The sequence below is a fragment of the Trueperella bialowiezensis genome (genome assembly GCF_900637955.1).
Lineage (GTDB): Bacteria > Actinomycetota > Actinomycetes > Actinomycetales > Actinomycetaceae > Trueperella > Trueperella bialowiezensis.
On the sequence record NZ_LR134476.1, the window covers coordinates 509,429 to 521,931 of the forward strand.

Consider the following 12,503-nt stretch of genomic DNA (forward strand, 5'->3'; position numbering starts at 1 on the left):
CACAGAGCAGGGAATCGATTACTCCCACTCGATGGTGCCCGGCGGCTTGCTCGTCACGTCGAGCACCACCCGGTTGATGTCCTTAACCTCATTGGTGATCCGGTTCGAAATCTTCGCCAGCAGATCGTAAGGAATGCGCGACCAGTCCGCGCTCATCGCATCTTCCGAGCTCACCGGGCGCAACACGATCGGATGCCCGTAGGTGCGCCCATCGCCTTGCACGCCCACCGAGCGCACGTCTGCCAGCAGCACCACCGGGCACTGCCAAATCTCACGGTCGAGCCCTGCCGCGCTCAACTCCTCGCGTACGATCGCATCCGCCTCACGCAAAATGTCGAGGCGCTCGCGGGTGATCTCGCCGACGATCCGGATTCCCAGACCCGGCCCTGGGAACGGCTGGCGCCACACCAACTTCGGACCGAGGCCCAGTTCTTCGCCAATCGCCCGCACCTCGTCCTTAAACAGGTCACGCAGCGGCTCGATCAGCTCAAACTCAAGATCGTCCGGCAGTCCGCCCACGTTGTGGTGCGACTTAATGTTCGCCGTGCCGTCTCCGCCACCGGACTCTACGACGTCGGGATAGAGCGTTCCCTGCACGAGGAACTTGATGTCCTTGCCCTCGGCGCCCGCCTCCTCGACGAGCTTGCGCTGCGCCGCCTCGAAGGAGCGAATAAACTCCCGGCCGATAATCTTGCGCTTTTCCTCCGGGTCGGTCACCCCGGCGAGCGCGGAAAGAAAGCGTTCAGATTCGTCGACGGCGAGGATACGCATGCCGCGAGCGCCCGCATAATCACGTACCACCTGCTCGACTTCGCCCTTGCGCAGCAAGCCATGGTCAACAAACACGGCAGTCAGCTGATCGCCAATCGCCCGGTGAACGAGGGCGGCGGCTACCGAGGAATCGACGCCGCCAGACAGCCCGACGATCGCGTGCTTATCCCCCACCTGCTTTCGGATTTTCGCTATCTGCTCGTCAATGACCGACGACGCCGACCAGTTCGGCTCCAGCCCCGCGCCATCGCGCAAGAACGCCACGATCTGCTCTTGGCCTGCCTCAGAATGCTTCGCCTCCGGATGCCACTGCACGCCAAACAGCCGTGCCTGGCGGTTCTCGAACGCGGCCACCTTCGCGCCTGGGCTCGTGGCTGTGACGGTAAAACCCTCGGGCGCGGCAGTCACCGAATCGCCGTGGCTCATCCACACGTTCACGTTCTGCCCGGCCGCACCGGTGACGAGCGAATCGGCAACGGTCTGTACGCCCGTCTGCCCGTATTCCTGCTTGCCGGTTTCTTCCACCGTGCCGCCGAGCACGTGCGTCATCTGTTGGAAGCCGTAGCAGATGCCCAGCACGGGGATTCCGGCCTCGAGCAAAGCGCGGTCCAGCTGCGGCGCGCCCGGGGCGTAGACGGACGCCGGCCCGCCAGACAGGATGAGCGCCAGCGGCTCCTTAGCCAAAATCTTTTCAGCCGGCCACGAATGCGGCACGAGCTCCGAGTAATAGCCCGCGTCACGCACGCGCCGGGCGATGAGCTGCGCGTTCTGCGCGCCGTTATCAATCACAAGTACAGGGCGAATTTCACTCACGCCCCGATCCTACCGCGCCCGTGCGGCTCACAAAAAGCGCTAGCTGCGTGTTCCGCGCAATTGACGTCTTGGCCTACGGAATATCGGGCGCGAGCGCCAGGCGGCGCCGGGTCCGCACGTGTACATGGCTGCCGTCCACGGGATCGGTGAATGCCAACTCGGTGGCAAGTAGCTGGGTGGGAAGATCGCGCGCGGCGGTCTCTTCCAACGACAGCACCGTCGGGTACAGCGGGTCGCCAACAATCGGCGCGCCGAGATGGTTCATCGTCGCGCGCAGCTGGTGCAGCCTGCCCGAGATCGGGCGTAGCTCGTAGAGCGCCAGCCCGTCGCCGAGCTCGCGCGCCAGCCGGATGTGCGTGCGCGCGTTCGGCTCACCATCTACCACCGACACCGCGAGCGCCCCCGGTTCGCGCTCCAAGCGCAGGTCAACGGTCAGCCAGCCGTCCTCGCCGCCGCCTAGGTCAATAACGGGCGCCACCGCCACGTACACCTTCGTCACCGCCCGCTTGGCGAACATGTCCTGATAGGCCCCGCGCCAGCGTGGCTCTCCGGTCAGCAACACGAGTCCGGCGGTTTCCGCATCTAGGCGGTGAGCGGCGACGACGTCGTCGTTCGAAAACTGCCGACGTGCGGCTATCGTCACCGATTTCGCCACGTACATCCCCCGCGGAATCGTGGCGATCCCGTGCGGCTTGTCAACGACCATGAAGCGCGGGCCGCGGTGGACGACGTCGAGGATGATCGGCTCGGCGGGCTCGTCCGGGACCGGGCGGAACAGCCACACGCGCTGTCCAGGGCGATACGGGTCGGCGGCGTTCGCGGGCACGGAAAAGTCGTAGAACACGTCCCCGCGGTCGAAAGCCCGAGCACCCTCGGCACCAAAACGATCCTCCGCCCACTCGCCGAGCGTGCCAAAATCTGCTTCCGGCAGCGTCACCGGCGTGGCATTAATCCCATGGCGAAATGCCGGGCGCACCGCACGCTGATACTCTGAACGGCGCTGAGAACGCGGACGTCGTCGACTCATGAGACCTCCTTCGCCCAGAAAATCTAGCCCATTCGTGCCCATTTCTTGGCATTATTTCCAACTTCACCACCGAGCGAGCCAAAACGTGGGACTATTAGACTGTATTAGTGAACGGGATTACACCCGCTCACGTATCAGTATCAGAGAGGATGACATGACCAAGAGCGTCTACTTCACAGCAGCAGAAGGGAATGCCGGCACGCGCGCCGTTGCCCGTGTCGTGATCGAACAGCTCAAGAACGACTATCCGAACCTTGGCCTTTTCCGGGCCTTCACAAACGGCCCCATTACCGCCGATCAAGAATTTATTGACCTCCTCGAGTTGGTTGGCCGCAGCGACGACCTCGAGCGCGCTTGGGGCACCACGCGCCAGGCCTACGTCGCAGACGAAGACGCCGCGATGACAGACCTCGTCAAGCGCTACACGGATTACGCTCACGATTTCGACGCCGTCGTGATCCTCGGCCTGCTCGACGGCGATCCGGTCAACCCCGGCTTCCTCGCACGTACCGGCCGCGCCGCAGCGAACCTCGGCACGTCCGTGTTCACGGTGTTCTCCGGTGCGATGCGCACCCCGAACCAGATCGTCGACACCTCGCACCTGGCCGCAATGGAAATCCAGAACGAGAACGCGCCGATTTCGGCTATTGCCGTCACGCATGCGGATCGCAAGCTCGCCGCCGCTCACGGCCCAGAAGGCGACCACACGCCGATCATCTACTTCTACGACGACGAGGAAGTGAAACTTGAAGATCGCGACCGGGATATTATCCGCGGCGCGATGGAGCACGGTTCGCCCGTCGTCACGCCGCTGAGCTTCCAGTCGTCTCTCATCGCACGGGCGCGCGCTGACCGCAAGCGGATCGTGCTGCCGGAGTCCTCCGACGAACGAATTTTGCGCGCAGCCGACGAGCTGATCGCCCGCGAGGTTGCCGACATCATCTTGGTTGGCGACGCCGACGAGGTGCGTTCGCGTGCAGCTGACCTCGGGCTTGACCTTTCCAAGGCCGAGATCGTCTCTGCTGACGACCCGGAGCGGATCGCCAAGTACGCCACCGAGTTCGCCCGCCTGCGCGAGAAGAAGGGCGTCACCTACGACAAGGCGGTCGAAACGCTCAAGGATCTTTCCTACTTCGCCACGATGATGGTTCACATGGGCGATGCCGACGGCATGGTCTCCGGCGCCGTCAACACCACTGCGAACACTATCGTGCCGTCCTTCCAGATCATCAAGACCAAGCCGGGTGCCAAACTGGTCTCCTCGTGCTTCCTCATGCTCATGGAAGACCGCGTATACGTGTACGGCGACTGCGCCGTGACCACGAACCCGAACCCGGAGCAGCTGGCCGGCATCGCCGTCTCCTCCGCAGAGACCGCCGTACAGTTCGGCGTCGACCCGCGGGTTGCCATGCTCTCGTACTCCACCGGCTCCTCCGGTGCGGGCCCGGACGTCGACGCCGTCATCGAAGCCACCAAGCTGGCCAAGGAGATGGCACCCGATCTTCCGATCGAAGGCCCGATCCAGTACGACGCCGCAGTCGAACCGAAGGTCGCCGCGAAGAAGCTCCCCGGTTCGGAAGTTGCTGGCCGGGCGACCGTGTTCATCTTCCCCGAGCTCAACTCGGGCAACATCGGCTACAAGGCCGTGCAGCGTTCGGCTGGTGCCGTCGCCGTCGGGCCCGTGCTGCAGGGGCTGAACAAGCCGGTCAACGACCTGTCGCGTGGTGCGCTCGTCGAAGACATCGTCAACACGGTGGCTATCACCGCGATCCAGGCGCAAAGCTAGGTTCGTCGTCAATTACAAGGAGTAGCCCGGGCGGCACAGGAGCCGCCCGGGCGCACACAGAAACAGGATAGGAGACCCCAGTGACAGTACTGGTTATTAATTCCGGATCGTCGTCGATCAAGTACCAGCTCGTGAACCCCGAGTCGGGCGAATCGATTGCTTCCGGCCTCGTGGAACGCATTGGTGAAGAAACCAGCCACCTCGAGCACGACTACAACGGCGAGACCACCGAGCTGAACCAGCCGATCGCTGACCACGGCGAAGGCCTGCGCCTCGTCATCGACATGTTCAACGACGTCGGGCCCAAGCTCGCAGACGCGGGAGTGCAGGCTGTTGGCCACCGCGTCGTCCAGGGCGGTAATCATTTCAGCAAGGCCGCCATCATCGACGACGAGGTCCAGGCGCTCATCGAAGAACTCGCGCCGCTGGCACCGCTGCACAACCCGGCCAACCTCAAAGGTATTGAAGTTGCTCGCGAACTGTTCGACGTGCCGAACGTGGCCGTGTTTGACACCGCGTTCTTCCAGAGCCTGCCCAACGAGTCGGCCACCTATGCTCTGGATCGCGAGACGGCAGAGAAATACCAGATCCGCCGCTACGGCGCTCACGGCACCTCGCACATGTTCGTCTCGCAGAAGGTCTCGGACATTCTCGGCCGCGATGACCTCAAGCAGATCGTGCTCCACCTCGGAAACGGCGCTTCGGTGTCTGCCGTCAAGAACGGCAAGGCTGTTGACACATCGATGGGCTTGACCCCTCTCGAAGGCCTGGTTATGGGTACCCGTACCGGCGACATCGACCCGGCGGCCGTGTTCCACCTGGCCCGCGTGGGTGGCATGTCGATTGATGAGATCGACACGCTGTTCAACAAGAAGTCCGGCATGAAGGGCTTGGCTGGCGACAACGACATGCGCAACGTCAACGAACTTGCTGGCAAGGGCGATGAGAACGCCATTGAAGCACTCGAAGTGTACGTACATCGCCTACTGCACTACATCGGCGCCTACTCCGCGGTGATGGGCGGGCTGGATGTCATCACGTTCACCGCCGGCATTGGCGAGAACGACAACTCGACCCGCGCCTCGGTGATCAAGCGCCTGGAGCCCTTCGGCATCAAGCTTGACGAGGAGAAGAACAACACGCGCTCGAAGGAGCCTCGCGTGATCTCGACCGAGGACTCGACCGTCAAGGTCATGGTTGTGCCGACCAACGAAGAGCTCTCCATTGCCCAGCAGGCGGTGGCCCTCCTCTAGGCTGCGGTATGCGCCGAATGCTGCTCTAGGCTGAGGTCTTAGCTGATTGCAAGCGGTGCCCGGCAGATCGAACCGATCTGCCGGGCACCCTTATGTTGAACTCGTGCTTTTCACAGTTCCCGGGGTACACGTTCACTTCCGGGGGTACCAAATCCGGCGATTTGTCTACCCCGCGAACGAAACAGATACCCCCGGAACGCAAAGCGTTACGTTCTTAGCGCGCATCCGACGGCGCGCCTACCCTAATTCGCGGCATGCCGAGCCCCACCTTGGTGGACTGGCCGGCACCCGCAGAACCGGCGCCCGCAGGAACACCTCCGCCTGCACACCCACAGCCACAACCGCCGCCGAGCATGCCGCCCTGCAGTTCTGAAGGGTCGTATTCGCTCGGATCGGTCAGATCCAGATCCACGTCCCCGGTGAGATCAAGCTTCTGCTCGCCTTCCTTATGGTTGATGAACGCGGTGGAGATCATGAGCTTGATCCGGTTGAGCTGGTTAACCTCGGAGGCACCCGGATCGTAGTCGATCGCGGTGATGTTGGCCTGCGGGTACTTCTGGCGCAGCGCACGGAACATGCCCTTACCCACCACGTGGTTGGGCAGGCAGGCGAACGGCTGAGCACAAATAATATTGGGCGTCCCGTTTTCGATCATGTCCATCATGTCGGCAGTCAGATACCAGCCTTCACCGGCCTGGTTGCCAAGCTGGGCGATCTCCTGAACCTTCTCAGCCAGCTCTTGGATGGTCGGCCCGGCCGTGAACCGCTCCGATTTTTCAAGCGCCCGGCGGTAGGGCTTCTCGTATTGCTGGAGCACCCACAGCGCAAGATTGTTGAGCTTGCGCTGCCTGTTCGTCAGCGATCCGAGCGTCTCATACTTCCAGTCGGCAGTCACCAGCGAGTTGTGGAAGAACTGCGCCAAGCTCGGCAGCTCAGCCTCACACCCTTCAGCTTCAATCACGCCAACCGCGTCGTTATTCGCATCCGGATGGTATTGCACAAGGATCTCGCCCACCATGCCCACTCGTGGCTTGCGCGGAATATCCTGCAACGGAACCGTGTCGAACTCGCGGGTGATCTCTTTGATCAGCGCGTGGAACCCAATCTTGCGCCCGAGCGTGGGCGAATAGCCCTTGTATTCGAAGAACTCCCGGACAACGAGGTCCCACTTTTCGTAGAGCGCCACCACGTTGCCGTCGATCTGATAGGGGCGCGTGCGCAGCAGCACCTTCTGCAAAAGATCACCAAGCGTCACCGCCTGGATCGCACGGTGCAGCATCGGAATCGTGAACTCGAAGCCCGGATTGTCTTCCAACCCCTGCGCAGACACCGCGATCACTGGCACCTGGCTGTATCCGGCGTCGCGCAACCCCTTGCGCAAAAGCCCCGCATAGTTCGTGGCGCGACACATCCCACCGGTCTGCGTGATCGCAACTGCCGTGCGGTCTGGATCGGCGCGCCCAGCCACGAATTCGTCGATGAGCTGCCCGATCACCACGATGGCCGGATAACACGAATCGTTATTGACGTACTTCAGCCCGGTCTCAATGTTTTCCTTCGTCGTCTTTTCCAGCAGCTTCACGTTATAGCCGCCACGGCGGAGCACCGGCATGAGCAACCGGAAGTGGATCGGCGCCATCTGCGGCACGAGGATCGTGTAGCCGTCCTCGCGCATCTGCTTGGTAAACGGCACGGGTTCGTAAATATGCCCGGCCTTCTTGTATTCCACCATTCCGGCCTGCGACGGCGCGATCGCGTTGCGGCGCCTGCGCCCATCGCCGTCGGCCTGCGCATCCAACTGCGCCGGATAGGTGAGCACTTCTTCTGACTCGGGCGGGGTGTCCATACCCATCCGTTCCGCTCGTTCGTCAACGGCAGCAGCCAGCGACCGCAGCCGAATACGCGCCGCGCCCAAGTTGGAGATTTCGTCGATCTTGAGCGAGGTGTAGACGTCTCCCCTGCCCTCCAAGATTTCCTGCACCTGATCGGCGGTAATTGCATCCAGACCACACCCGAACGACACAAGTTGCACAAGCTGCAGGTCCGGATCATCACCGGCGGTGGCGGCCGCCTCGTAGAGTCGCGAATGGTACGACCACTGGTCGCGCACGCGCAACGGGCGTTCGAGTTTGTTTTCGACGACGGCGTCCTCCGTCAGTACCGCCGTTCCCAGCCCCACGATGAGCTCGGGGATACCGTGGTTGATCTCCGGATCAAGGTGGTAGGGCCGCCCGGCGAGCACCACGCCCTTGATGTTGTTCTCGCGAATGTAGTCGAGCGCCTCTTGCCCCTTGGCTTTGACTTCGGCGCGCACGGCCGCCATTTCCTCCCAGCCGGCCTCACAGGCCTCCCGGGCTTCTTCTTCGGTCACGCCCCAATCCGCGAAGGTTTCGGCAATTCGCCTCGGCAAGATTTCACGGTTCGACAGCGAGAGGAACGGCGAAATGAACGTCGCCTTCTCCTCCGTCAGCCGTTCCATATTGTTGCGGATGACCTCGGGATAGGTGGCCACAATCGGGCAGTTAAAGTTGTTGTCTTGCCCGCTCGTCGTCTCTTCAGAGTAGGACACGCACGGGTAGAAGATCGTCTTGATCCCCTTGCTCAGCAGCGATTCAATGTGTCCGTGGGCGAGCTTGGCCGGATAGCACACGTTTTCAGACGGGATGGATTCCATGCCGTCCTCGAATAGGGCGTGGTTCGAGCGCCCCGAAATCATCACCCGGAACTTGAGCTTGGTCAGTACCGTGAACCAGAACGGATAGTCCTCGTACATGTTGAGCACGCGCGGGATGCCGATATCGCCGCGTTCGGCGTCGGCTTCACGCAAGCGGCGGTAGCCGAAAATACGCTTGTACTTCCACTCGTACATGTTCGGGATCGGCGACTTCGCCGGCACGCGTTCCAGCGACGCCCCACGCTCACACCGGTTACCCGACACGTGCCGCTCACCGGTGGAAAACTTCGAGATCGTCATGTTGCAGTGGTTTTGGCACAGACGGCAGGTCTTCAGCTCGGTTTCCACCGTCAGCCCATCAAGCTCTTCGACGGTGAGCAACGACGACGGACGGGCCTGATCCACTTCGTCCGGCTTGTAGTGCCGCTTGGCCGTGAGCGCCGCTCCGAAAGCGCCCATGAGTCCGGCAATGTTAGGCCGGACTACTTCCCGGCCGGTCAGCAGTTCGAAAGCCCGCAAAACGGCGTCGTTCAAGAACGTTCCGCCTTGGACGACGACGTGGTCGCCGAGCTCGTCCGCATCCTTGAGCTTGATGACCTTGTACAGCGCGTTGCGAACCACGGAGTAGGACAGGCCTGCGGAAATGTCGGCCACGCTCGCGCCTTCCTTCTGCGCCTGCTTGACCGAGGAGTTCATGAACACGGTGCAGCGGGTGCCGAGGTCCACCGGCGCAGTGGATTCGGTGGCGGCCTTCGCGAAGCTCTGCACGTCGGTATTCATGCCCGCGGCAAAGGTCTGCAGGAACGATCCACAGCCCGAGGAGCAAGCCTCGTTGACGGAGATCGAATCGACCACGCCGTTCTTAATCCGCAGGTACTTCATGTCCTGGCCGCCAATATCAATGACGGACGTGACGCCCGGCTGCAAGTACTCGGCCGCGCGGAAGTGAGCCATCGTTTCGATCTCGCCCTCGTCCACACCAATCGCGGACTGCACAATACCTTCGCCGTAGCCGGTCGAGCACGAGCGCACGATTCGCGCCGTGTCAGGTAGCTCGTTTTGGATGCGCGTGACGATCTCCACCGCCGCGTTCACCGGATCGCCCTCATTCGAAGCGTAGTGCGTGAACACAATGCGGTCGTCTTCATCAATGACGACGGCCTTGATCGTCGTCGACCCGGCATCAATACCGAGGAAGCAATCACCGCGAGCCTCCGACGTCGGCACGGACTCCACCCTCGCCTTGTCGTGGCGGGCGTAAAACTCGGCGCGTTCGGCGTCGTTTTCAAAAAGCGGACGAAGCCGGTTCGTCTCGATCCCGGCGTTGCCTGCCTCGCGCAGGGTGGTCGCCATCGTGTCGAGTTGTTTAACGTTGTTTTCGTCAGCGAGCATGGCAGCACCAATTGCAACGTAGAGCTGTGCGCGCTCGGGAGTAACGTAGGATTCGACCTTGTCGAGAATGCGCTCGTAAGCTTTACGCAGTTCGGGCAGGAAGTGCAACGGACCGCCGAGGAACATAACATTGCCGCGGATCGGACGGCCGTTCGCAAGGCCAGCCACCGTCTGCGTTGCCACCGACTGGAAGATGGACGCTGCGAGGTCTTCGTGCGCCGCACCTTGATTGAGCAGCGGCTGGACGTCCGTCTTAGCAAACACTCCACAGCGGGAGGCGATCGGGTAAATCGTTTCGTAATTCTTGGCCAGTTCGTTCAGCCCGGCGGCGTCGGTGTTGAGCAGGGAGGCCATTTGGTCGATGAAGGCGCCCGTGCCTCCCGCACACGTACCATTCATGCGCTGTTCAGGGGTGGGCTTGAGGTAGGTGAGCTTGGCATCCTCGCCGCCGAGTTCGATGATGACGTCGGTGTCCGGGTAAGCGCGGCGGGTGGCCTCGGTTTCCGCGATGACCTCTTGCACGAACGGGATGTCGAGCACGTTGGCAACAGCCATACCACCCGAGCCCGTCACCGCGGCACTCACATCAATACCGGGATGCTCGAACGCGATATCGGACAGCAGTTTGGCAAGCTCCGCACGCACGTCGGCATGGTGGCGCCGATAGTCTTCGAAAACGATGTCCTCGCCGTCGAGCAACACTGCCTTGACTGTCGTCGACCCGACGTCAATCCCTAATCGATACACCATCCGATACCCCCACACTGCCAAAGAAGATGGTCGTGACCAATAGTTAGACCGTAACCAGTCAAGATATCAATTTCAATGGCAGTGAAATTAGTTCTGCTAAACGACGAAACCGCTGACCTAAGGCGGTAAACTCACTAGGACTTTTGCCCTAAAGTTTCAGCGGCGTTGAAATTAGTCTTGCTTCAGGGAGGAACATGACACGCACAACAGAAACCCGAGGGCCCGCGGGCAGGCGCGGCGAAGTCCGCAACAGGCTCATCGAAGCCGGTCGCGAACTGTTTACGAAAAAAGAATTCTCCGCCGTCACACTCCGTGAAATCGCAGCCAAAGCAGACTGCGACGCCGGGCTCATCAACTACTACTTCGGCGGCAAAGCCGGGCTCTTCCGCGAGGCGATGTCCCTTCCCCACGACCCCATCGAAGTCATCCACGAAGCTTTCGGCGACGGGCGCCCCGGCGTCGGCAAACGCGTATGCCTCGCCGTCCTCAAACTCTGGGAAGAATCCACCGTCCCCTCCTACGCGAAAATCTATATTTCCACGCTTCTATCCTCAGAATCCACGTTCGAGATGTTCTCTTCGTGGGTGGTCAACGAAATGCTCGAACCCATGGCCGCCAAACTGCCCGTCTCGAACGCGAAACTACGCGCCGAACTCGCCTTCGGCCAGGTCATCGGCCTGTGCTCGGCACGCTACGTTTTCGCCCGCGAACCCTTAGCATCCCTTCCCCGCGAGCAAGTCGCCAACATTTACGGCCCGCTCGTCGACGCCGTCCTATTCGGTAAACTCCCGCAAACCAACGTTTCCCCGTAGAATCTACTTCGTTAGCACAACGCGGAAGGAACGCCATGATTGAACTCGCTAGCTTCGCAACGCCAGAACTCGAGGAAGCCTTCGCAAGGCTCATCCCCCAACTCTCGACGTCGACCACGCCGATGGTGGAAGAAGAGATCGACGAGCTGCTCAGCCAAGAAGCCTCTGACCTCATCCTCTACAAAGACGACGCCGGCAAGATTCAAGGCATGCTCACCCTCGTCACATTCACCATCCCCACGGGTACACGTGCGTGGATCGAGGACGTCGTCGTTGATAGCGCAGCACGCGGGCAAGGCGCAGGCATGCAGCTCGTGGAAGCAGCACTCGAACTGGCGGCCAAGCGCGGAGCGAAGACAGTCGACCTCACCTCCCGCCCGGCACGCGAAGCTGCGAACCGGCTCTACCAGCGTGCAGGCTTCGAACGGCGCGACACCAACGTCTACCGCTACACGAAGACGGACTAGCCTAGCTGCGGAACTCGCGCTCGGCCTGCTCCATCTGGTCGGCAAACTTCTTCACGGCCGCGGTGATACCTTCCGGGTGATTGAACGTCACATAGATACCCGTGACCAGCCAGTCTGCACCCCGCTTAACAAGCTCCGGAGCAAGCTCAGGGGTCACGCCGCCGTCGATCTCAATCTTGAAATCACTTCCGGTTTCCGCACGCAGAGCCGACAGCTCCGAAAGACGTTCGAGCGAGCCATCAAGGAAAGGCTGCCCGGAAAAGCCCGGCTCCACCGTCATAAGAATGACGTAATCAAGAAGGTGCACATACGGGCGAATGATGTCGATGGGCATCGACGGATTGATCGCCACACCCGCACCCATTCCGCGCTTCTTGCAAGCACTCAGCGTGCGCACAGCGAACGACGTCGCATCCGCATGAAACGCCATGTGCGTGGCGCCCGCGTCAGCTAACTCATCGATGTAATCCGCCGGATTGTCCACCATCATGTGAGCATCAAACTGGACGTGCGGATGCCGTTGCTTAATATCGGAGATCACCCTGACGGGGAAGCACAGGTTTGGCACGTAGTGGCCGTCCATCAGGTCAATATGGAACATCGTCACGCCAGCTGCCACAAGCTCATCGACCTGCTCAGGCAATTCCATCAGGTCACAGTTAGCTAGCGAAGGAAGATTGAGAATCACTGGTCCACCTCGATCAGTTAATTTTGCCGTCCCCTTAACCTATCACGGCAGGTTCTAGCCTTGGCCGCGT

The 12,503-nt window shown here is 61.4% G+C and carries 8 protein-coding genes; 4 read left to right on the top strand and 4 right to left on the bottom strand.

Annotated features, from left to right (window positions below; translation table 11 throughout):
* Positions 1-18: 18 nt before the first annotated feature.
* Both guaA and EL234_RS02340 read right to left on the bottom strand, forming a co-directional pair.
* Positions 19-1,575 (bottom strand): glutamine-hydrolyzing GMP synthase, encoded by a 1,557-nt coding sequence (gene guaA, locus EL234_RS02335; protein ID WP_126417220.1) that lies wholly within the window; start codon positions 1,573-1,575, stop codon positions 19-21.
* 82 nt (positions 1,576-1,657) lie between these two features.
* Positions 1,658-2,611 (bottom strand): pseudouridine synthase, encoded by a 954-nt coding sequence (locus EL234_RS02340; protein ID WP_164712297.1) that lies wholly within the window; start codon positions 2,609-2,611, stop codon positions 1,658-1,660.
* A gap of 154 nt (positions 2,612-2,765) precedes the next feature.
* Here EL234_RS02340 and pta point away from each other — a divergent pair, with 154 nt between their 5' ends.
* Positions 2,766-4,397 (top strand): phosphate acetyltransferase, encoded by a 1,632-nt coding sequence (pta, locus tag EL234_RS02345; RefSeq protein WP_126415956.1) that lies wholly within the window; start codon positions 2,766-2,768, stop codon positions 4,395-4,397.
* Positions 4,398-4,477: 80 nt separating this feature from the next.
* Complete coding sequence (locus EL234_RS02350; protein ID WP_126415957.1) at positions 4,478-5,650, top strand: acetate/propionate family kinase; 1,173 nt, start codon at positions 4,478-4,480, stop codon at positions 5,648-5,650.
* A gap of 214 nt (positions 5,651-5,864) precedes the next feature.
* Here the strand turns inward: EL234_RS02350 and EL234_RS02355 are convergent, their stop codons facing one another.
* Entirely contained in the window at positions 5,865-10,466 is a 4,602-nt protein-coding gene (locus EL234_RS02355) for an acyl-CoA dehydratase activase-related protein (protein ID WP_126415958.1), read from the bottom strand.
* Positions 10,467-10,660: 194 nt separating this feature from the next.
* On the opposite strand from EL234_RS02355, the gene EL234_RS02360 reads away from it, so the two are divergent.
* Together EL234_RS02360 and EL234_RS02365 are read left to right on the top strand one after the other, a co-directional pair.
* Positions 10,661-11,278 (top strand): TetR/AcrR family transcriptional regulator, encoded by a 618-nt coding sequence (locus tag EL234_RS02360; RefSeq protein WP_126415959.1) that lies wholly within the window; start codon positions 10,661-10,663, stop codon positions 11,276-11,278.
* A 35-nt stretch (positions 11,279-11,313) separates the two neighbouring features.
* On the top strand, positions 11,314-11,745 hold the full coding sequence (locus EL234_RS02365) for a GNAT family N-acetyltransferase (protein WP_126415960.1): 432 nt from the start codon (positions 11,314-11,316) through the stop codon (positions 11,743-11,745).
* A gap of 1 nt (position 11,746) precedes the next feature.
* Here EL234_RS02365 and EL234_RS02370 read toward each other — a convergent pair whose 3' ends face one another.
* The gene (locus tag EL234_RS02370; RefSeq protein ID WP_197718454.1) at positions 11,747-12,433 is read right to left on the bottom strand and encodes a ribulose-phosphate 3-epimerase; all 687 of its coding nucleotides are present in this window, start codon (positions 12,431-12,433) and stop codon (positions 11,747-11,749) included.
* Positions 12,434-12,503 lie beyond the last annotated feature (70 nt).

Bases quoted from the DNA above. Each gene is read 5' to 3' on its own strand.
- EL234_RS02340 (WP_164712297.1), bottom strand. From the start codon at position 2,611: ATGAGTCGACGACGTCCGCGTTCTCAGCGCCGTTCAGAGTATCAGCGT.
- EL234_RS02365 (WP_126415960.1), top strand. From the start codon at position 11,314: ATGATTGAACTCGCTAGCTTCGCAACGCCAGAACTCGAGGAAGCCTTC.
- EL234_RS02360 (WP_126415959.1), top strand. From the start codon at position 10,661: ATGACACGCACAACAGAAACCCGAGGGCCCGCGGGCAGGCGCGGCGAA.
- EL234_RS02355 (WP_126415958.1), bottom strand. From the start codon at position 10,466: ATGGTGTATCGATTAGGGATTGACGTCGGGTCGACGACAGTCAAGGCA.
- pta (WP_126415956.1), top strand. From the start codon at position 2,766: ATGACCAAGAGCGTCTACTTCACAGCAGCAGAAGGGAATGCCGGCACG.